At 62.1% G+C, this 19,389-nt stretch carries 17 protein-coding genes and 1 pseudogene; 14 read left to right on the top strand and 4 right to left on the bottom strand.

Annotated features, from left to right (window positions below; all coding sequences use genetic code 11):
- The first annotated feature begins 94 nt into the window (after positions 1-94).
- On the top strand, positions 95-1,375 hold the full coding sequence (locus LWE61_RS16615; RefSeq protein WP_234151766.1) for a cation:proton antiporter: 1,281 nt from the start codon (positions 95-97) through the stop codon (positions 1,373-1,375).
- Between the two features lie 155 nt (positions 1,376-1,530).
- Here LWE61_RS16615 and LWE61_RS16610 read toward each other — a convergent pair.
- A pseudogene (locus LWE61_RS16610) lies at positions 1,531-1,665 on the bottom strand (tyrosine-type recombinase/integrase); the annotation flags it as partial.
- A gap of 99 nt (positions 1,666-1,764) precedes the next feature.
- On the opposite strand from LWE61_RS16610, the gene LWE61_RS16605 reads away from it, so the two are divergent.
- Genes LWE61_RS16605 through LWE61_RS16565 form a run of 9 tightly spaced genes read left to right on the top strand, consistent with a single transcriptional unit; the run spans position 1,765 to position 12,258 of the window.
- The gene (locus tag LWE61_RS16605) at positions 1,765-3,687 is read left to right on the top strand and encodes a methyl-accepting chemotaxis protein (protein WP_234151765.1); all 1,923 of its coding nucleotides are present in this window, start codon (positions 1,765-1,767) and stop codon (positions 3,685-3,687) included.
- 34 nt (positions 3,688-3,721) lie between these two features.
- Positions 3,722-5,107 (top strand): chemotaxis protein CheW, encoded by a 1,386-nt coding sequence (locus LWE61_RS16600; RefSeq protein ID WP_234151764.1) that lies wholly within the window; start codon positions 3,722-3,724, stop codon positions 5,105-5,107.
- Positions 5,104-6,198, top strand: coding sequence for a chemotaxis-specific protein-glutamate methyltransferase CheB (cheB, locus tag LWE61_RS16595; protein WP_234151763.1), 1,095 nt, complete (start codon positions 5,104-5,106; stop codon positions 6,196-6,198). Before LWE61_RS16600 ends, cheB begins: the two co-directional genes overlap by 4 nt.
- Positions 6,195-7,046: a CheR family methyltransferase gene (locus LWE61_RS16590; protein WP_234151762.1), complete on the top strand. Its 852-nt coding sequence runs from the start codon at positions 6,195-6,197 to the stop codon at positions 7,044-7,046. Before cheB ends, LWE61_RS16590 begins: the two co-directional genes overlap by 4 nt.
- Positions 7,046-8,977 (top strand): chemotaxis protein CheA, encoded by a 1,932-nt coding sequence (locus LWE61_RS16585; RefSeq protein WP_234151761.1) that lies wholly within the window; start codon positions 7,046-7,048, stop codon positions 8,975-8,977. The genes LWE61_RS16590 and LWE61_RS16585 overlap by 1 nt, the downstream gene beginning before the upstream one ends.
- Positions 8,974-9,237, top strand: coding sequence for a hypothetical protein (locus tag LWE61_RS16580; protein WP_234151760.1), 264 nt, complete (start codon positions 8,974-8,976; stop codon positions 9,235-9,237). Before LWE61_RS16585 ends, LWE61_RS16580 begins: the two co-directional genes overlap by 4 nt.
- A 50-nt stretch (positions 9,238-9,287) precedes the next feature.
- Complete coding sequence (locus LWE61_RS16575; RefSeq protein ID WP_234151759.1) at positions 9,288-9,671, top strand: response regulator; 384 nt, start codon at positions 9,288-9,290, stop codon at positions 9,669-9,671.
- Positions 9,668-10,306, top strand: coding sequence for a chemotaxis protein CheX (locus tag LWE61_RS16570; RefSeq protein WP_234151758.1), 639 nt, complete (start codon positions 9,668-9,670; stop codon positions 10,304-10,306). Before LWE61_RS16575 ends, LWE61_RS16570 begins: the two co-directional genes overlap by 4 nt.
- A 5-nt stretch (positions 10,307-10,311) precedes the next feature.
- Complete coding sequence (locus tag LWE61_RS16565) at positions 10,312-12,258, top strand: hybrid sensor histidine kinase/response regulator (protein ID WP_234151757.1); 1,947 nt, start codon at positions 10,312-10,314, stop codon at positions 12,256-12,258.
- Positions 12,259-12,572: 314 nt separating this feature from the next.
- On the opposite strand, the gene LWE61_RS16560 is transcribed toward LWE61_RS16565, so the two are convergent.
- Positions 12,573-13,055 carry a hypothetical protein gene (locus LWE61_RS16560; protein WP_234151756.1) on the bottom strand — a complete coding sequence of 161 codons (483 nt, stop codon included), beginning with the start codon at positions 13,053-13,055 and terminating at the stop codon, positions 12,573-12,575.
- Between the two features lie 237 nt (positions 13,056-13,292).
- On the opposite strand from LWE61_RS16560, the gene htpG reads away from it, so the two are divergent.
- The gene (gene htpG, locus LWE61_RS16555) at positions 13,293-15,179 is read left to right on the top strand and encodes a molecular chaperone HtpG (RefSeq protein ID WP_234151755.1); all 1,887 of its coding nucleotides are present in this window, start codon (positions 13,293-13,295) and stop codon (positions 15,177-15,179) included.
- A gap of 438 nt (positions 15,180-15,617) precedes the next feature.
- Here the strand turns inward: htpG and LWE61_RS16550 are convergent, their stop codons facing one another.
- A complete protein-coding gene (locus tag LWE61_RS16550; protein ID WP_234151754.1) occupies positions 15,618-16,511 on the bottom strand; it encodes an exonuclease domain-containing protein in 894 nt (297 codons plus the stop codon).
- Positions 16,512-16,579: 68 nt separating this feature from the next.
- On the opposite strand from LWE61_RS16550, the gene LWE61_RS16545 reads away from it, so the two are divergent.
- Together LWE61_RS16545 and LWE61_RS16540 are read left to right on the top strand one after the other, a co-directional pair.
- Positions 16,580-17,314, top strand: coding sequence for a phosphatase PAP2 family protein (locus LWE61_RS16545; RefSeq protein WP_234151753.1), 735 nt, complete (start codon positions 16,580-16,582; stop codon positions 17,312-17,314).
- A 4-nt stretch (positions 17,315-17,318) separates the two neighbouring features.
- Entirely contained in the window at positions 17,319-17,567 is a 249-nt protein-coding gene (locus tag LWE61_RS16540) for a DUF3253 domain-containing protein (protein WP_234151803.1), read from the top strand.
- On the opposite strand, the gene LWE61_RS16535 is transcribed toward LWE61_RS16540, so the two are convergent.
- The gene (locus LWE61_RS16535; RefSeq protein ID WP_234151752.1) at positions 17,551-18,183 is read right to left on the bottom strand and encodes an FKBP-type peptidyl-prolyl cis-trans isomerase; all 633 of its coding nucleotides are present in this window, start codon (positions 18,181-18,183) and stop codon (positions 17,551-17,553) included. The genes LWE61_RS16540 and LWE61_RS16535 overlap by 17 nt on opposite strands.
- Positions 18,184-18,277: 94 nt before the next feature.
- On the opposite strand from LWE61_RS16535, the gene LWE61_RS16530 reads away from it, so the two are divergent.
- Complete coding sequence (locus LWE61_RS16530) at positions 18,278-19,306, top strand: extracellular catalytic domain type 1 short-chain-length polyhydroxyalkanoate depolymerase (protein ID WP_234151751.1); 1,029 nt, start codon at positions 18,278-18,280, stop codon at positions 19,304-19,306.
- The last annotated feature ends 83 nt before the right edge of the window (positions 19,307-19,389 follow it).

Below are 19,389 nucleotides of genomic sequence, written 5' to 3'. Positions count from 1 at the left end.
AGAAAACGGACCTTGCCTGTCGACTAATTCTACGAAAATTGGCGTCCCTACGCGCGTCATGTAGCCGATGAGGCGGCTGCGTCGTTCACAGCCGATGCAGCAAGTTATCTCAGCGCCTGACCCGTATATTCTCATTCTGACCGGCGCCGGGCTGATGATAGCGCTGGTCGCATGGCTCCCCCTGGTCCTCAAACGGCTCCCCCTCTCCCTGCCCATCGTCTGCATCGGGATTGGCGTCGCTATATTCTCAGTGCCGGCAGTCACGCTGCAGCCCTTGCCACTCACCTACCCCGAAGTGACCGAGCGCTTCACTGAGCTGGTTGTGATCATTGCCTTGATGGGAGCCGGCCTAAAACTTGACCGACCGTTCAGCTGGGGAAAATGGAATATCACCTGGCGCCTGTTGGCTGTCACTATGCCGCTGGGCATCCTCGCTATCACGGCCATCGGAGGGTGGTGGCTCGGCCTGTCGTGGGTTGCGGCACTGCTACTAGCGGCCAGCCTGGCGCCCACCGACCCCGTGCTTGCCTCCGACGTTCAGGTGGGCCCGCCCAAGACTGGCGAGGAGGACGAAGTGCGTTTCGGACTCACGTCCGAGGCGGGGCTGAATGACGGCTTCGCATTCCCATTCGTCCATCTCGCCATCGCTCTGGGTTTGGCAACAACGACTGGCGAGCCTTGGGCGGCACAATGGCTAATGCACAATGTCCTGTGGGAAATTTTCGCTGGCGTTCTGGGTGGCTGGCTGATCGGCCGTCTGTTTGGGTGGCTCACCTTCCACGTTCCTGCCGACACGAGATTGTCCAAGACCGGCGACGGATTGGTCGCGATCTCCGCGACGTTCGTGTCCTACGGTCTCACCGAGCTCTTGCACTGTTATGGCTTCCTAGCCGTGTTCGTAACCGCGCTAACGCTGCGCCGCTCTCATCGGGATCATGAATTCAATCGGCAGATGCACGACTTAACCGAGCAGGTGGAACGGCTGGCGATGATGGCGCTGCTTCTGTTATTTGGCGGCGCGCTTGTGAATGGCCTGTTCCGTCCGCTTCAGTGGATCGACGTGGCGGCGGCGGTGGCGATCCTGCTGGTGGTTCGGCCGCTGTTCGGCATGATAGCGCTGACAAGGTTCAAGGCGAGTCAATCGGAGAAGAGAACAATCGCTTTCTTCGGGATCCGGGGCGTGGGATCATTCTATTATCTCGCGTACGGTCTCAACCATCTGCAGATTGATGAGGGAGCTCGGCTATGGGCGATTGTGGGTTTGGTGGCTTTGCTGTCAATCCTGCTGCACGGCTTGACGGTCACTCCCGCCATGCGGATGCTTGACCGACGGCATGGGCGTGACCCGGACGGGAACGGTTACGATGCTCTTTGACTTGCCGGTCGCCAGTCGACCCTTCCCGGACGCTCAGCGTCGCTTTTTCCGTTCTCAGGTGCTGACTGTCTGCTCTTCTGCTCTAACAACACCCGATAGCGGACTTTGTGCGCCCCCCGGTCGGGCTCCTCACTTTCGCGGGGAGCAAGCCACATTCAAATTTCGGTTCCCTCCGCCGGCGCAACCGCATCGTCAACATCGACGCCGAGATATCGGACCGTGCTCTCGATTTTTGTATGCCCGAGCAATATCTGCACAGCGCGCAAATTACCGGTTGCCTTATAGATAATTGGGCTACCGCATGTACCATCTCCTATTTACAAGCTCCCCGTCCCGCGCCACGGCTGAATTCTCATCACCCGTCAAAATCTGTGGAGAAGCGAGGCCCTATGGCGCTGGTAAAGAAGTCGACCTTGGGTTCACGCTCCAAGCCCGTCGATACGCAGCAAGCCAGTGACACGCCACCGGCACCTGTAACGGCGCGGCGCAAAACGTCCGCTCGGGCAAAGCCTGTTTCCGCAATCGAACGCATCGATCAGGCGACGCAGGAACTGGCGAGCGGCCTCGGCCAAGCATCCGCCGCCGCATCCGAATTGCAGCGGTCCATGGACCAGATTTCGAGTGGAGCGGAAGAGGCGGCCGGGGCCGCGCAGGAATCGCTTGGTCTCATTGCTGCTCTGGGCGCGAACTTCCGTGATGCACGAGGGCAGGCCGAGGATTCACGCCGTCAGACCGAAGCCGTGCAGACCAGCTTCATAGAGATCAGCGCCCAGATCGAAGGTTCGGTATCGGCCATCGAACTCAGCGCTCAGCGCCAGCTTTCGACCGTCACGCTGATCGCCGCACTGGAGCAGGCCGCGGAAAGCATCGACGGCATTGGCGCGAATGTGGCGGACGTATCCGACCAGACCAGCCTGCTGGCGCTCAACGCCACCATAGAGGCGGCGCGGGCGGGCGACGCGGGCACAGGCTTTTCCGTCGTGGCGGACGAGGTTCGCGCTCTGGCGGAAAGTTCGGAAGTCGGCGCGAGCGACATTCGTAAGCTGGCCGCCAGCATCGTCGAGGAAATCAAGCGGGTAGCGAACAAGGTACGGGCATCGTCGGCACTGGCGACGAAAGAGGCGCAACTGGGCCATGAGGTGGTGGCCCGACTGAAGACCGCACGAGAGGAACTGGCCGCGCTGAACACAGGTACGCAGGAGATCGTGCAGACGACAGTCGAGGCTGAAAGCGCGACCCGCGAAGCCGAGCGCGGCGCGGAGCAGGTCGCCAGCGCCGCCGAGGAGCAATCCGCCGCCGCCGCCGAAGCCCAGCAGGCGATCGAGCAACAGGGCGCCTCGCTGGAGCAGAGCCAGCAGACCGCCGAAGCATTGGGCGAACTGACCGAGCAACTACAAACCGCCGAGGGCCGGGCCGCTGTCGTGGAGCAGGTGGCCGCCGCTGCCGAGGAACTGTCCGCGACCGTGCAGGAACTGTCCGGCGCATCCGGTCAGATCTTGGTCGCGCTGGAACAGATCAGCCGGGGAACGCAGATCCAGGCATCCGCGACGTTACAGGCCAATGCCGCCATGGCCCAGATCGAGAAGTCGGCGCAACTGGCACAGTCCCGCGCCGACGCTGCCAATGCCAAGATCGGTGCTATCGTCCTGACGGTGGATGAAGGCCGGGCGATGATCGAACGGCTGGTTGACGGCGTCGCGTCCGCGCTGGCGGAGATCAATGCGGTGCTGTCCCTCCTGTCCGACCTCAACGGCAGCAGCCGTCAGATCGAGAAAATCACCAATGGGCTGGCGCTGGTGTCCGTGCAGACGAACATGCTGGCGGTAAGCGGCGCGGTCGAGGCTACGCGGGCGGGGCAAGCCGGTCGCGGCTTTGCGACGGTGGCGAGCGACATCCGCAAGCTGTCGCGCGATGCCGCCGAAAGCGCCGACCGGACGCAGGACATCGTGCGCCTGATCCAGGATCAGATCATCGCGGTGCGCCGCGATCTCGATCAGGTTGTCGGTGCGGCGGAGGCGGAGATTGCTCGCAACCGGGTAATGGTCGAGCGCTTCACACTGGTCGTGGCGGACCTGCAAGCGGCACAGGGATCGAACAGCGCGATCCTTGCCAGCGCGGACGACATGCTCCGCTCGGCACGCGAAGTGCAAAGCGGCACCGGGCAGATTGCGGAGGCAGCGGACATCGCCGCATCCGCCGCGCGCGAAGCCAGCGCAGCCGCCCGGCAGCAGGCGCAGGGGGCGGAAGCGCTGGCCGCGGCGATCGAGGAGATCGCCTCAATTGCAACCGCCCTCGCCGTTCAGGACGCCTGAACCCTTGGCATCCGCGCCTATCTTGCATGCGCAAGTGCTGACGTTCAGCGTCGGCGAGACGCGCATGGCGGTGTCTGCGGCGCTGGTGCAGGAGATCGCCCCTCTGCCGCGGATCGCCCGCGTGCCCCATGCCCCCGATGCACTGCTCGGCGTCGCCAATATGCGCGGCACGGCGGTTCCGGTCATATCGCTCGCGACGCTGCTGAACTTGGGCGACGCCGCCACGCATCGGATCGTCGTGGTGGATGCTGACGGCCCGGTAGGCCTCGCCGTGACCAGCGTATCGCAGGTGGTCGGCGAGGCGGAAGCCGCGTCGCTCCACCAGATCGACGTCGCTGCGCTGATGGGTAAGGCGATGATGCAACGGCGAACCCGCAGGTCGGGCGGCGGCGCCATCGCTGCACCTACGGGGGAGCATGACGCCGAAGATGACACCCTCCCGCTGGTGACGTTCATCGCCGGTGGACAGGATTTCGCGCTGCCCCTCTCCGCGATCGAGGAAGTGTTGCGCCTGCCTGCCTCCATAGCCCTGTTGCCGCATGCCGACACGGTGGTGGTGGGCAGCATGACGGCGCAGGGTGCCGTCCTGCCCCTGCTGTCGCTCGCCGCCCTGCTCTCGCTCCCCGTCGCCGCCTTCACCGGCCGGTCCCGCGTGGTGGTGGTGCGCATCGGCGCGCATCGCGTAGGCATCGTGGTCGATGCCATTCGATCCATTGAGCGTGTGGCGGAGAGCGCCATCGACCCTGTACCGCAGGCGCTACACCGTAACGGCGCCGAGGCCCGGATCCAGGCCATCTGCCGGATGGAGGGCGGCACCCGGCTTCTGTCCGTGCTGGCCCCGGATATGTTGCTGCGCGACGACATCACCGCAAAGCTGCTGCAAGGCGATCTGAAGGAACAGCATGTCATGGCAGACGATGCGATGGACGCACAGAGCGAACGCTTCCTGCTTTTCCGCATCGGGGAGGAGCATTTCGGCCTGCCGATCGGGGCGGTGGAGGAAGTCGCCGCCCTGCCTTCCCGGCTCACGCCTCTGCCGAAGGCGCCCGATTTCGTGCAGGGCGTGATGCATGCGCGCGGCAAGATGATCCCCGTGATCGACCAAGGCCAGCGGTTCAACGGCATCCCGACCACCAGTGCAAAGCCGCGTGTGGTCGTGGTGCAGATCGGCACCCTCACCGCCGGCTTCATCGTGGATGCCGTGTCCGAAGTGGTCAACCTTCCCGCCAGCGTGCTCAGCGATGCGCCCGATCTCGGTGTTCAAGGCGATACGGCGACGGGTCGCCTGTTCGAACGGGTCGCCGAAGTCGATGGGCGGGACAGGCTTGTGCTGATCGTCAACCCGCGTGAACTGCTCGACCGCGCGGAACAGGATCTGCTCGCCCGCCTTGGCAGGAAGGGCGCGGCGAAACCGGCGTGACCCGATTACTGATCGTCGACGACAGCGCGCTGATGCGGCGCCTTCTGACGGAAATCTTCGCATTGGCGGGGGATTTCGAAGTCGAGGTCGCGCGTAATGGGGCGGAGGCGCTCGAGAAGCTGTCCAGCTTCGCGCCTGACGTCATCACACTCGACATTCACATGCCGCAGATGGACGGGCTGGCCTGTCTCGACCGCATCATGCTGGTGCGTCCCTGCCCGGTCGTCATGGTATCTGCCCTGACCGCAGAAGGTGCCGAAGAAACGCTGGAGGCCATGGCGCTGGGTGCGGTCGACTTCATCGCCAAGCCCAAGGGCGCTGTGTCGCTGGAGATCGACACCATATCTGCAGCCCTGGTGGATAAGGTCCGTGCAGCGTCCAAAGCCCGCATTTCGCGCGCCACCCGCCTGCGTGAGCGCGTCCGCGCGGCGGCTGGCGGAGAGTTGGCGAATCCCGCACGCCCCCCGCGCAAGGCAATTTCCCCACGCGCGCTACCTCCCTTAACGGCCCTGTCCGGCGATGGCCTCGTCCTCGTCGGTTGTTCGACCGGCGGTCCACCGGCGCTAGATGCCTTGCTGGGCGAACTGCCGGGCGACTTCCCCTGGCCCATCGTCGTCGCCCAGCATATGCCCGCGAGCTTCACCGGACCGCTTGCGCGACGCCTCGATCGGATGTGTGCGCTGACCGTCCAGGAGGTTGACCGCACCACCCCGCTGCTTCCCGGCCATGCCTATATCGGCAAGGGCGATGCGGACCTGATCCTCTCGCGGCGGCAGAGCGCTCTCGTCGCCATGCCAGCTCCCAGCAGCCCGGACCATTTCTGGCACCCCAGCGTTGATCGGCTCGTCGAATCTGCCCTGCGTCTGATTGCGCCCAATCTGCTGGTCGGGGTGTTGATGACCGGCATGGGCCATGACGGAGCAGCAGCGATGAGCAGGATCAAGCAAGAGGGCGGCCTGACCATCGCCGAGGCGGAGAGCACAGCCGTCGTATGGGGCATGCCTGGCGCGCTGGTGAACCGGGGCGGCGCGACCAGCGTCTGCCCGCTCGACGAGATCCCGAACCATCTCATGGCGCTTCTTGGCCAGTGACAAGTCAGGACAGCGCAGGCCTTCATCCGCCCCCCCTGACCAGCGAAGACATCGCGCGCGTCGGAGAGCTTCTCTATCGCTGGACCGGCATGATCTTCGGCGAGAGTAAGCGCTATTATATCGAACGGCGCATAGCCGAGCGGATGAAGCGTAGCGGCCATACCAACATTAAAGCTTATCTGGGCTTTCTGGGCAGCCACACAGCGGAGCGGGAGGCGCTGATAAACGCGTTCACCATCAACGAAACCTATTTCTACCGGGAGGACCATCAGTTCGCCGCGCTCGCCCGCGACATCCTTCCCGATGTCATTCGGACGAAACGGCCCGGCGACCTTGTCCGCATCTGGTCCATGCCCTGCTCGACGGGGGAGGAAGCGTATTCCATCGCCATCTGGCTGCTGGAAAACTGGCCGCTGGTCGACGCCTATAATGTCGAGATCGTCGGGTCGGACATCGACACCGCTGCCCTCAATAAAGCTGTGCAGGGCCATTTCACCGAACGGTCGCTGGCCCGCCTGCCCGATGCCGTGCGCGAAAGCTATTTCGAGATGCAGCGCGGCCATCACCGCCGGATCATTCAGGACCTTCGCGAATCCGTCCGCTTTACGCCCGCCAATATCATCGACCCCATGACCATGACCGGCCTTGGTACATTCGACGTGATCCTGTGCCGGAACCTGCTCATCTATTTCGACGACGCCGCGCGCCTGCAGGCTGCGAACAATCTCTACGAAAGGCTCAATCCGGGCGGCTATATCTGCCTCGGCCACAGCGAATCCATGGGCCGGATTTCGGATCGCTTCACTCTTGCTCGCCTTGCCGACGCAATCGTCTATCGTAAGGCGTGATGGACGAACTGCTCGAACAATTTCTGATCGAAGGGCGCGAGCTTGTCGCGCAGGGCGGCAATGACCTGGCAGCGCTCGCCCATGATCCGCAGGACGCAGCCGCGATCGACAGCGCCTTTCGCGCATTCCACACGTTGAAGGGATCGGTGGCGCTGTTCGCCATGCAGCCCGCCGAACGATTGCTGCATGCCGCCGAAGATATATTGGAGCGCGCGCGCAAGGGCGCGAACCCGCTTGACGGAGATGCTGTGACGGCGCTCCTCGCCTGCCTTGACCAGACCGACCGCTGGATCGATGACATGGAACGGCAGGGTGCGCTTCCCGGCGACGCGCAGGGTGTCAGCGAGCGGATTGCCGCACTGCTGACCGCCACACCCTGCGAGGACACGCCAGCCGCGCCTACCCCGGACGATCCGGCGGACTGGATCGCGACGCTTATGGTGCGGGAGGCCAGTGCCATTGCGCAGGCGAACGCGCCCCTCACCGCCTTTCGCTACACACCAGACCCGGCCTGCTTTTTTCGCGGCGAGGATCCGCTGTCGGTGGTGGAGGCTGTCCCTGACATGGTCGCACTCGCGATCCTGCCGGTGGACGGCGCATGGCCCGCGAGCAAGGCGATTGAAGCCTTCTCCTGCTTCTCCATTCTCGAAGGGTTAAGTGCAGCATCGCTGGACGTGGTGCGCGCCGCCTTTCGCCTGCAGCCGGATCAGGTGCAATTCGCCCCGATTGCTCCAGTGGAAGCCGTAAGACAAGCCAGCGAAAGTCATGGCGAAAGTCGGATGTTGCGCGTCGATTCTGCGCGCCTTGATGCCATGGCGGATGGTTTGGGCGACCTGATCGTCGCAATCAATTCTCTCACTCCACTCGCCGACACCGCCCAACAACAGGACCGGGCACTCGCGCTGACCATCCGGTCGGTGCAGGCCAGTATCGAGCGCGCAGCCGGCAAGCTCCATCGCGATCTCAGCGCCGTTCGGATGGTGCCGTTGGCGCCCGCGTTGCGCCGCTTGCCGCGCATCGCTCGCGAGACGGCGGACAGTTTGGGCAAGGCGGTGACTCTAACCATTACAGGAGAGACGCTGGAGGTCGACAAGCAAATCGCTGACGGCCTGTTCGAGCCGCTGCTCCACCTCCTGCGTAACGCCATCGACCATGGGCTGGAAACGCCGGACCAACGGCGCGCGGTCGGCAAGGATCGGGACGGTAGCATCAGCCTGTCCTTCCAGCGGAGCGGCGACACGGTCATCGCCACGTTGAGCGACGATGGCGCGGGGATCGACCCCCATCGCGTCCGTCAGACGGCCATAGCACGCGGCCTCATCACACAAGAGGCCGCTGCCGCCCTCAGCGACGCCGCCGCATTGCGCCTCATCCTCCTGCCCGGCTTTTCCACCGCTGCGACCCTCACGGAAGTCTCCGGCCGGGGCGTGGGTATGGACGCAGTTCAGGCAGCCGTCGCCAGATTGCGCGGAACGGTCGAGATCGAAAGCATCATCGGCAAGGGCACGCGCTTTTCTCTGCACCTTCCAGCCAATGCGCTCACCACCCGGCTGCTAGTGGTGGAGGTCGGACCGGAGCGATATGGCGTCTCGCTCGATCAGGTCCTGGAAACCGTCCGGGTTGACCGCGCCGCCTTGATGCCAGTTGGCGGCGGACTGGCCTGCGTATTGCGCGACAGAACTATTCCATTGCTGGATCTGGCGGCCCTGCTGCATCTGCGCGGCGTCGAAGGGCCGTATGCCAAGCTGCTCATCACCCAGTCGAGCGGCGAGCGGGTGGCGCTGCGCGTCGATGGGTTTGGCGAACGCATCGACACCGTCGTCCGTCCAGCCACCGGCGTGCTCGCCTCCGCGCGGGGCGTGATCGGCTCCGCCCTGTTGGGTGACGGCAGCGTCCTCCTTGTCCTCGACCTGCCGGAGCTCGCCTCATGAGTGTCCGTATCGACGGCCGCACGATCTTGCTGGAGGGGCGCTGTTCGGTGGAGGATGCCGAAACCCTCCTGCTCGCCCTTCAGGAGCAGCCCGATGCCAGTGTATCGGTGGAGAAGGTGCAAAAAATTCACATGGCCGTCCTTCAGATCCTGCTGGCGCTCAAGCCTGAGATCATGGGTGCGGATGCATCCCTATTTCTGTCCCAAAATATTTTCAGAAGTCTGATTTGGAACAGCGACACCGGTGCAAAATCTTTCTAGCAGCATTGCGCTTGTCGAAGGCCTAAAGGTGGACGACTCTGGAGTATCCTATGCCTGTTACCGTTCTGATCGTTGATGACAGCAAACTTGCAAGAATTGTGGCTGGCAAGGCGCTCGCGGAGTTGCAGCCGCACTGGGAGAAGATCGAGGCAGGCAGCGCCGCGCAGGCTCTCGAACTCATCAACCATCAATCCCCCGATGTCGCGCTGATCGATTTCAACATGGCGGAGAAGGATGGACTTGAACTCGCGAACGAATTGCGCGTTCTCCTGCCCGACATGCCCATTGCTATCATCACCGCCAATATTCAGGACGAAATCATCACGCGTGCGAGAGAGATCGGCGCAGCGTTCGTTGCAAAGCCCGTGACTCCCGATACTCTGGAACCCTTCCTTTCAGGTGCCGCTCTCCGCTTCAGATCGAAAAATACATGATCCCCGAGAGCGTAACGCTGGCGGAACTGGAGCGGGACGCCCTTACTGAGATCGTCAATATCGGCGTGAGCCGCGCGGCATCGAGCCTGCGCAAGATGATCGGCGAACAGGTGCTGCTCTCGGTCCCGTCCATCGAAGTCGTCAGCCAGCATCGCGCCGCACGGCTCATCAGCGAGCGCGAGGTCAGCGAATTGGTGGCCGTATGTCAGGATTTCTCCGGCCCCTTCTCAGGACGTGCGCTGCTGATCTTTCCGGAGACGAACAGTCTGGAACTGGTTCGCGCAGTCACCGGCGGCGAATTGTCGGCGCAGGATGTGTTGGATCTGGAACATGAGGCACTGGCCGAAACCGGCAACGTCATCCTCAACTCCTGCCTTGCGACCATGGCGAACATGCTTAAGCGGTCGCTGACGATGACGATCCCCGAAGTCGTGCGAGGGTCCGGCGCCAGCTTGTTCGACGTTGGCGAGGACAGGGCAACAGGCGGTCTCGTCCTGTTCCTCTACATCGACTTTGCGGTTCGGAGCCGGGACATTCGCGGCTATATCGCCATGATTATGGATCTTCCCGCCCTCGCGACGTTGAAAGAGTTGCTGGAAGAGTTCATCATCCGCGTCGTCGGGGATGAAGCCTGACCAACATGACCAAGACAGACCCTATCGGCGGGCTGATGACAACGACCGGGGCCAGTGGCACCTGGAACTGGGATATCGTCACAGACAGCCTGCGCATCGACACGCATTTCGCGGAGCTCTATGGCCTCGGGTCACAAGCCGCTTCTGAAGACCTGCCCACCCGTTCCTTCTTTCAAGCCATCCACCCGGATGACCGCGCGCGCATCCGCATCGCAGTCGCTGGAATATTGGCTGGTGCCGAACTCTTTTCCAAGGAGTTCCGTGTCGTCACGCCGGATGGCACGACGCTATGGATGCACGGCCGCGGTCAGAGCCACCTCGACGCAAACGACGAACCCATACGCTTTACCGGGCTGCTGGTGGACGTCACCGAACGCAAGCGTACAGAGGAACATCTCCGCATCGCGCAAACCGCCGGGGGTATCGGCACGTTCGAATATATCGACGGCTATGCGACGGCGACCGTCTCCCGCCAGTTTTGCCGATTGCTCGGCCTGCATCCCGCCAATGTTCTGCCAGCGCAAACGATCAACAGCGTTCTCCAACTGGATGGCCCGTCCCTTATACCCGGCCCGCGTGAAGGCTGCATTCCCGATAGTCTGGACGCAGAGTTCCGCATCGTCCGTAAGGACGATGGCGCATTACGCTGGATCGCGCGCCGCGGCGAGGTCATTAGGGAAGGCGCAGGCTATCGGCTGATAGGCGTTATCTATGACGTGACCCAGGCCAAGGAGCAGGAAGCGGCCCTGCGTGACCTGAACGATACGCTGGAAAGCCGGGTCGAAGAGGAAGTCGCCATCCGCCAGCAGGCGGAAGAGGCGTTGAGGCAAGCGCAAAAGATGGAAGCCGTCGGGCAACTTACCGGCGGCATCGCGCATGACTTCAACAATCTTCTCATGGCCATCATGAGCAGCATGACATTGCTGAGAAAGCGCGTGCCCGCCGATCCCGCTTTGTATCGCTTGATCGACAATGCGCTTCAGGGCGCTCACCGCGGTGCGGCACTGACCCAGCGGATGCTGGCATTTGCCCGCAGGCAAGATCTGACGTCCGAACGTATCGGCGTGGATGCACTGATCGAGGGCATGCGCGATCTGGTCGAGCGAACGCTCGGGCCGGCATGGTCGCTCGACCTGTCTTTTCAGACCAATCTGCCGCAAATAGTGGCCGACACGAACCAGCTGGAGATGGCGCTTCTCAATCTCGCCGTGAACGCACGCGATGCCATGCCGGGAGGGGGCATCATCCGGATAACGACGGAATATCGCCGTGTTGCTGAGGGGGATATCGCCGGTCTGGCAGCAGGTGCCTATGTCGGTCTGTCGGTGATCGATACCGGCGAAGGCATGGGTCCGGAGACCCTCAAGCGTGCGACCGAGCCTTTCTTCACAACGAAGGGCGTTGGGAAAGGGACAGGCCTTGGCCTATCGATGATTCACGGTCTCGCCAAACAATTGAATGGCATATTCACCCTCGCCAGCGCCGTGGGGAAAGGCACCACAGCAACCTTGTGGCTTCCTGTCGCCGGAGGTGATGTGAGGGGTGCCGTCTCTGTCGCTCCAAAACCGGAACTTCCGTCGCACGCCCAGCGGCTCAAGATACTGGCGGTGGACGACGATAGCCTGATCCTGATGAATACCGCCGCACTGCTGGAAGATCTGGGCCACGAGGTTCTGGAAGGCAATTCGGGGGAGGAAGCACTCGATCTGTTGCGCGATAATCCCGATATAGACATTCTTATCACAGATCTCGCTATGCCGAATATGACCGGCATCGAGCTGGCCGACCATGCCACCGATATTCGGGCTGACCTGCCAATCATATTGGCTAGCGGTTATGGCGACGTGCCGACGGGTGCCCAACAGCGCATTATCCGCCTCGGCAAACCGTTTGGACAAGCCATATTGGCTCAGGCAATCAGGGAAGCAATGGGGCGAATTAAGAGCCAGTAAACCCGTTGCAGCCCCTGAGGCTCCAATTCCGGAGGCTTGGAAGCGGCCTGACCACTATTGGGTACTAGACGCCCATCATTCGTCAAAGTTGGAAGCCCGCTGCAAGCCCGCTGGAATGCCTTTTCCGCATCCAGCCTGACGCGGACGACCCATATAAGCCGTTCAGCGGTCAAATTTCGCTCCCCAGGAGCGGACCGTCAGCTAACCTGACAGCACCTTTCGAGACTGGCCGGTTGCGGTCTGTCTGGAAAGCGGCGAGCATATCCACATCGTCGCGCTAGGCCGATCCACGACGGTGGCAGCCTGTGGCCTGACTATATTGCGCCCGACGATCGGTCCGCAGAACCCACCTGTCTCCGCTGCTCTTTCTGACTTGGCGGGATCGTCATGATGGTCGAGGCATATTCAGCGAACAGCACGAAAATCCAGAACTCCGCGCCCGTCAGATCGCCCTTGGCGATCCCCTCCATGAGATCGAAAATCAGGAGGCCCACTGAGAACAGTCGGAAGGGCATCATGCTCTGTGTTGGAAAATCAGCCCGCAGTGCCGCCGTCAGCATTGCCAAGATGCAGATGATACCGAAGAAGATTGACTGGACCAGCGTGTCAGACCTGTAGAGGCCGTCACACGCCGCAGCGAACCAGAACAGGCGCGACATGGCAAACTGCGATTGCCGTGTGATCTGGCATAGCTTGATGATCGGAGGGATGAAGAGCGTCTTCCCGATCCATTGATCGATTTCGGCAAGGGACATGCGCAGCAGATAGGGCGCGTGATGTGCTGGTGAAAGGGGCAATTAGCCTCATTGTATTGAATGAGGTAGGCAATGTGGCGATGCCTATTTTGCAGTGAGGTCGAGAAATCCCTGCGCAAGGTTGCTGTGAAACAAAGGGAGCGAGGGCATGCTTGGCGGGCGCCGCTTTTAACAGGCAGGGTCAAGAGGGGCAGAGCTTTTAAGCCCACCTCTTGAATGGAAATCGCATTCGATCCATCTGACCGTCGCACAGTCTGCCATATGAGAGAGCCAAGACCCATGACGACCGACACCGTGAGCGCCCCTGAAACTCATGCCTTCGAGGCAGATGTTTCCAAGTTGCTGCACATGATGGTGCACTCGGTCTATTCCGACAAGGACGTATTCCTGCGCGAGTTGATCTCCAACGCCGCCGACGCGTGCGAGAAGCTGCGCTTTGAGGCAATTGCCGATCCAGCCCTGTTCGGCGAGGATCCACAGCCGCGCATCACGCTGACGCTCGACAAGGAAGCCGGAACAATCGTCGTCGAGGACAACGGTATCGGCATGAGCGCCGCCGACATGGGGGAGACGCTGGGCACGATCGCGCGGTCGGGGACCAAGGCCTTCATGGACAAGCTGACCGCTGACAAGAATGGTGAGGGCCAGCAGTTGATCGGCCAGTTCGGTGTCGGCTTCTATTCCGCTTTCATGGTGGCCGGGAATGTCGATGTCGTGTCGCGGCGTGCGGGGACTGATGAGGCCGCCAGCTGGTCGTCGGACGGCCTCGGAACATACACGATCGCACCAATCGACATTGCGCAGGCGCCAGCGCGCGGCACGCGGGTCACACTGCATCTGCTCGACGATGCGAAGACCTATACAGAGCGTTATACGGTCGAGCGGATCGTGAAGGCGCAGTCTGGCCATGTCCCCGTGGCCATCTTCATCAAGGAGCTGGGCAGCGAGGAGGAAGAGCGGCAAGTCGCGGATGGGGCAGCACTTTGGAACAAGGCGAAGTCGGATATCAGCGAAGAGGATTATGCCGACTTCTACCGCAGCGTCGCGGGCCAATTCGACAAGCCTGCGCTGACACTCCACTATCGCGCGGAGGGGCGGCACGAATATTCTGTGCTGATCTTCATTCCTGAAACCAAGCCGTTCGACCTGTTCGATCCCGACCGCAAGGGTCGGATCAAGCTTTATGTCCGCCGCGTCTTCATCACCGACGAGGCAGAAATGCTGCCTCGGTACCTGCGCTTCGCGCGGGGTCTTGTGGATTCCGCTGACCTGCCGCTCAACATGTCGCGCGAGATGATCCAGGACAGCCCCGTCTTGTCCACAATTCAGAAGGGCGTGAGCAACCGCATCTTGTCGGAGCTGGACAAGATCGCAACCAGCGATGCAGACCGCTATGGCGCGATCTGGGAGAACTTCGGGGCGGTGCTCAAGGAAGGTCTCTATGAGGATTTCGAGCGCCGCGAGCAATTGCTGGGCTTGGCCCGGTTCAAGACCAGCACGTCGAACGGCGAATGGCGCTCACTCAAGGACTATGCGACCTCCCTCAAGGACAACCAGACCGCCATCTATTATGCGACCGGGACTGATCTTGATCGCATTGCCCAATCGCCGCAGCTTGAGGGTTTCAAGGCGCGTGGGATCGAGGTTCTGTTGCTCCCCGACCAGGTCGACAGCTTCTGGACAACAGTTGGTATGGATTATGACGGCAAGCCCTTCAAGTCGGTGACCCAGGGTGCGACCGACCTCAGCCTGATCCCGCCGGTTGAAGGCAGCACAGCGGCGGATGCACCGAACGAGGATGTGAGCAGCTTCATCAGCTTTGCCAAGGACGCTTTGGCCGATCAGGTTTCCGACGTTAGGGTGTCCGACCGGTTGACAACCAGCGCCGTCTGCATTGTCGCGTCGGAAACCGCGATGGACCTGCAACTCGAACGAATGCTGGCAGCTGCCGGACAGGCGCCAGAGAGGGCGAAGCCGGTGCTCGAGGTCAATGCCAGCCATATGCTGATCGCCAAGCTGGGCCAGACCGGAGCGAGCGATGAGGAGCGAACCGACCTTGCCTTCCTGCTGCTTGACGAAGCGCGTATCGCAGAAGGGCAGCCACCCGCCGATCCGCGCGCTTTTGCCGAACGACTGGAGCGCCTCATGGTGAAATCGCTGAACTGACGGACCTTTTGCCAACAGCAAGGTTCGTATCTGTCAAAGGCCAGCCCGTGAAAGCTTGGCCTGAGGCAAGAATATGGGTGCTGTTTGTTTCGCTTGGATGGGAACGGTCGGCACCGGCGGTTATGGCAGCGTCAAATGGCAGACCTGCCCCTTTGCGCACGAACGTTGCCTGGTATCTGTCGGCTCGAACGCGCGCTGCTCGCGGGGAGGTAGCGGGACCGGGGCTGAGGCGGTCGTGGTGAACTGGGTTGATAGCTTGGAGGGAAAAAATAAGCTTCCTACCTGTCCGACCCGTTACGGCCGTTCAGCGGTCGAATATGAGTTTTTGCGAGCGGACCTTCATTTATCTGGAACTATGTATTTCGAGCGCGTCCATACGAGAAGGTCTGTGCCGATCTGACCGAGGACTATGCGATCACGCGCTCGTTATCCGAACGGCTAGGGCCGCACGGAAACCGGCTGGAGGAACAGGGTTGCGCGCAGCATCTCTTCGGTCAGGATGAGGATCGGCTTGCCTGCCTCGATCAGCGCCCCCGCTTTGCGGTAGGGCGCGCTAGTGGCCACGAAGCGACCATAGGGCTGGCAGGTGGCGACGATCAGCATCGTCGTCTTGAGACCCACGGACGAGACCACCTGCCCGCCCGCCTGCGCGATGAGATGAGCGAGCCTGCCATCGCGCGCTTCGCCGAGGATCGCAACGCGCTCTCCTTTCAGCGGTCCCGATGCGGCGGGCGTCGGCGCGGCGGATTGGCGCGGTGTGGCCATCCACCCCGCCAGATCGATGCCGGTATGCTCGATGGCTCTGAGGATCACCATGCCTGCCGCCCGCGCATCGCTCAGCGCGTCATGATGGCGGTGCTTGAGACCCAGAAAGCGGGCCAGCGCATTCAACCGATGACTTGGCAGGTCCGGCCATGCCCTTTTGGCAACCCGCACGCTGTCCAGCCAGCGGGTCTCGATCATCTCGCGATCCGCTACGCGGCAGGCCGCCGCAAGGGCGCCCTTGTCGAAGGAGGAATGGGCGACGGTGATCCGCCCACTGATATGCCCGGAGACGATGTCGCTAATGTCGCCAAACGGCGGTTGGCCGGCAACATCCTCCGCCGTGATCCCATGGATGCCGATGTTAAAAAGCGAAAACTCATCGCGCGGGTCGACGAGCGTCTCATAGGCGAAGACCTCCCGCCCATCCCTAAACCCCACGATACCGATCTGGCATATGCTGCTGACGCGCGCACAGGACGTCTCGACATCGACCACTACGAAGTCGGGTTCGTCATCGGCGCGCTGCGGGGTATCGGCAATATCGGGTGATGAGGATAAGGAATTCATCGCGGCTATATAGTCATAGTCGTGCGTTATCCCGCAAGACAATCACATATCCAGAGACCAGCGCCCACATGTCCGTTCCAGCTTTCCTGAAAGGCCATCGCGTCGATAGCCGCATATTGTTCAGCTTCCTGATAATGGCAGCCTTTAGCTTCATCTTCCTAAAGCTGGCGTCAGAAGTGGTGGAAGGCGACAGCTTCGCTCTGGACCGACAGATATTGACGGGCCTGCGCAGCCCCACAAACACGACGCTGCCGATCGGCCCCGCATGGCTCAGGGGCGCGATGATCGACATGACGGCGCTGGGCGGCGTCACTATCCTCACGCTCATCACCATACTCACCGCCGGTTACCTCTTCGCATCCCGCAAGGCGGGAACCGCCGCGTTCGTCATTGCCGCCACAGCAGGCGGCGCGATCTTGAGCGTCCTGCTGAAAGATGTGGTGGCGCGATCGCGTCCCGGTCTCGTCACCCATCTGGTCGAGGTGAACAGCAGCAGTTTTCCAAGCGGCCATGCCATGAACTCGGCGATCACCTATCTCACTCTGGGGGCCTTGCTGGCCAGGGCCGAAAGCGGGCGGCATGTCCGCATCTATTTGCTGGCCGTCGCCATCGCGTTGACGCTCACCATCGGGGCGTCGCGGGTTTATCTCGGCGTGCATTGGCCCAGCGATGTCATTGCGGGATGGTGCGTCGGTGCGACATGGGCCGCGCTCTGTTCGCTGGTTGCACGCACTCTGCAACGCAATCGGACGCTGGAGCCAGCGACCTCTTCGGAACGGCCGGAAGACCGTGATCAGCCCTGAAGCCATGGACGCAGCGCGCCATATGGCTATGGCGCTGCTAGCCGAACGGGCACCGGACGCCACTATCTGCCCCAGTGAAGTGGCGAGAGCGATTGGTAATAAGACGGATTGGCGCGATTGGATGGCCGCCGTCCACGCCGCCATCGACCAATTGCTCGACGATGGGTGCATCCGGCCTAGCTGGAAGGGGCGGATGTTGCCTGTGCGCATCGGCCCCTATCGCATCGCACGCTCTCCTACCGCGGCGAAGTAGCGCCCGGCTGATCGGCCGGTTCGGCGGCACTCTCTTTGCGCATTGCCTCAACTTCCGCGGCGGTCTTGAAATCGACCAGTTCCACCTGAAACACCAGGTCGGCGTTTGCCGGGATTGTGCCCGTCTCTCGCGCGCCATATCCCATCGCAGCGGGAATACAAAAGCGGGCGATACCGCCCTTCGCCAGCATTTGCAGCCCCTTGGAAAAGCCGGGGATCACGCCATTCACCGGAAAGGCGGACTGCATGCCCTGATCGAACACGACGCCGGTTGCAGCCAGATAGCCGATATAGTTGACGAGCACATAATCGGCCTTGCCCGGCAGGGCGCCGGACCCGGGGCGGAGCATCACATAGCCCGGTTCGTCCGCCGCCTTCGACGTGCGAAGACGCTGCCCGGCTGGCAGCGTCGGATTGAGCGGTAGCGCGATAATGGTTGTCGTCGCCGCGACCGTAGATGAGCCGGACCTGGCCGCTGCAACCTTGCGCGGCTGCTTAGCCGCAGCGGGGATCGGTGCCAGGAGTAACGAGAGGGTCAGGAGATGGGCGAGGCGCGAAGGGGCGCTGGATGCAATGGTCATTGGCCCGGCATAGCGAAGAGGCAGGCGGCCGATCAACTACCCAACGTTGGAACGGCAAGGAAGGCGATTTCCATCAGGATCGATAAAGATGGCCAGTCGTTTGTATTCGGACGCCGGATGCGGGGACAGTATGGCCGACCTGTTCAAGACATTGCTCAAGGCCGCCCGACTGACGCGAAAGGCGCGGCCCCTCTCCGCAGCCTTTGCCCTTGGCGATGCAATAGCCCCGCCCGGCCGCCCAGTTCGTAGGCCGACCAGCAAGCCAAAGACGAGAAAGGTCTCCCATAGTCGCCCCCGGCGGCCCCCACCGGGCAGCTTCATCACCGATGAGTTCCGCTGTGCTCATGGCGCGCTGACGTATAAGTTCTACACGCCGCTAGGCTCACCTCGCCGACGCATGCCGCTCGTCGTAATGCTTCATGGCTGCTCGCAATCGGCGGCGGATTTCGCCTCGGGCACCGGCATGAACATCCTCGCCGACGAACTCGGCTTTCTCGTCCTCTATCCGCAGCAATCGCACAGTGCCAACTTCGCCCGATGCTGGAATTGGCATAATCCCGCTCATCAGGTGCGAGGCAGAGGGGAACCGGCTGTCATCGCTGCCCTTACCCACCATGCCATCGCGCTCGGCCGTGCCAATCCGGCCCGTATCTACATTGCAGGTCTTTCCGCAGGAGGAGCCGCGGCAGCAACCATCGGCGCGGTCTATCGAGAGCTTTTCATGGCAGTCGGGGTTCATTCCGGCGTTGCCCGTGGCAATGTCCGATCCATAAGAGCCGCGATTTCCGCGATGCGAGGAGATACACAGACCCGGCCTGCGACAACGGCTACGCGTCCCATCCCCACCATCGTTTTCCACGGCGATCAGGACCGAGTGGTGCATCCATCCAATGCCAGCGCCTTTCTTCGCGATCTGGAGCGGTCGCATTCCGGCCCGCTGGTCACGCGATCCGTGGGCGGGCGCTCCGACAAAGGGAGGAGCTTCACCCGCAAGATACATAAATCCAGCGCCGGTGATGTTCTCCTGGAGGACTGGACCGTGCATGGCGGTGGCCATGGTTGGTCGGGAGGACATGGAGGTTCCTTTACCGATCCTTCCGGGCCGGACGCATCGCGGGAGATGATGAGATTTTTTCTTTCTGTGCGACGGCGACGTTGATGCAAACGACCCTCAGGCGACACTTAGCCATGGCTTTCCCTACGTCAGGTGCAGACCCGCCGCTATTGACCCGCAAAACTCAT

Origin of the sequence: Sphingobium sufflavum, from assembly GCF_021403115.1 — a bacterium.
GTDB classification, from domain to species: Bacteria; Pseudomonadota; Alphaproteobacteria; order Sphingomonadales; family Sphingomonadaceae; genus Sphingobium; species Sphingobium sufflavum.
Note: the sequence above shows the minus strand (reverse complement) of the source record. Positions and strands in the feature narration are given on the sequence as shown.